Origin of the sequence: Actinotignum urematis (assembly GCF_051264595.1) — a bacterium.
Taxonomy (GTDB): domain Bacteria; phylum Actinomycetota; class Actinomycetes; order Actinomycetales; family Actinomycetaceae; genus Actinotignum; species Actinotignum timonense_A.
In genome coordinates, this window is record NZ_JBOZBG010000033.1 from 1 (window position 1) to 1638 (window position 1638).

Genomic DNA, 1638 nt, shown 5'->3' on the forward strand with positions numbered 1-1638 from the left:
GCACTAGGTATCGAGCATGAGTGGAAAGCTCAGGCAGGGCAAGGCTTGCGTATTTGGTCCGATAACCCCGATAAAACTAAGTACGTCAATTCATTTGTCGAATCCGACGGCGTATTTGTTAGTAACGGGATGACGCAGCGGTATGTGGGTACGTGGAATGCATGGCCACAGTCCGCTGCGGAGAACTTCAATATTTCATATCAGGAGCGCCCGCAAATTAGCGAGATGTTCCCGGATGAGAGCACCTGGAAGGAAACCACCAACCAAGAAAACGGTGGCTGGGTTTCGGGTCGTGTTTTCTATGACCAGAGGAATGTGTTTGGTGCACCCAAGGCGGTGCGCATGTTCCAAGACAGCTTTGGTGATGTTGCAGTACCTGGCGTTAAAGTAGTCGGCGCATACGTTCAAGACGGAGTGGCGAAACTCTTCGACGAATGGAAGAAGAACCACAACGGCTATACTCGCGAGCAGTTTAAAGCTGCGCAGCGGGAAATTATGGCGAAGTATGAGCAGGATACCGGGAAGAGCGCTATCGCCGAGACTTCCTACGCGGTCACGGATGCCAAGGGTAATTATCACATTCAGTTCCAGGGCCTGTGGGGTGACTCTTACAGCTACAAGGGAATTGTGAATGCTGGGCAACACGGTGATCCGGTTCCCGAAGGTGCGAGCGCTTCGTGGCTCAAGGGTAACCTCAAATCGCGACACGTTAACGTCGAATATATGTACGTTGCTCCCGTTCTTCCTGATGGAGTAGGGGGCGCCCTTGATAACTTCCCGGATAACTTGTATCAGTACGGCGCCCAGGTTGTTGACTATGCGACCGACGGCGCTATGAGCAATATTAGGGATCAGGATTTTGCTCTTCGTATGGAGGATCGCGATTTCCAGGTTTTGGAATACAACCAGACCACTAAACCTGCGGCTCCTGGCGTGACGGTCGAAACGAAGGCTACTGGCTTTGTTCCCTCGAGTGGTCACGAAATTGTGTGGACGGATTCTGAAGGTAACGAGGTGCATAAGTGCATCTCCACATCTTCAAACCTTGGAGTTGTGAACTCGTGTCCTTTGACGGTTCCGGCTGATCTCGATCATGACGAAATCTACACGGCAACAATCTATCCCGAGGGCTCGCGCGATACTGCGCTAGCCAAGGACGCATTTGCCGCCAAGCCCACTCCGGAGTACAAGCACACCCAGGTTGACCTCGAAACGACTGAGACTGTTGCTTCGCCGCTTCACAAGGAGAACGGCACCAAGCCGCGAGATGCCAAGTATGCTCCGCTTGACGACAACACGAAGATTCCGGCGGAACTGCTTGCTGATGTTGACCAGGCCAAGGTGAAGGTTGGCCAGCAGCCCTGGGCGACAGTTAATGAGGACGGGACAATTTCCCTTGCTCCGACCGCTGGAAATGCTGAAGTTGGCGAATACCTCATCCCGGTCAAGATGACTACCCCGACGGGTGAAAAGATTCTTCTTGCTCCGATTACGGTGCGTGATCCGAATTCCGATGGTGATAACGACGGTACTCCGGATCTAAAGGATAACTGCCCCACCATTGCTGGGCCGGCTTCTAATAATGGTTGCCCTGCGTGGGGTGATGGTGATGGTAAGCCTGGCGCGGATGTGACGCTG

The 1638-nt window shown here is 53.2% G+C and carries 1 protein-coding gene; it reads left to right on the forward strand.

The window, feature by feature from the left end; all coding sequences use genetic code 11:
• Positions 1-1638: hypothetical protein (locus tag ACRQDJ_RS09205; protein ID WP_435718005.1), on the forward strand; the 1638-nt coding region annotated here is incomplete at both ends.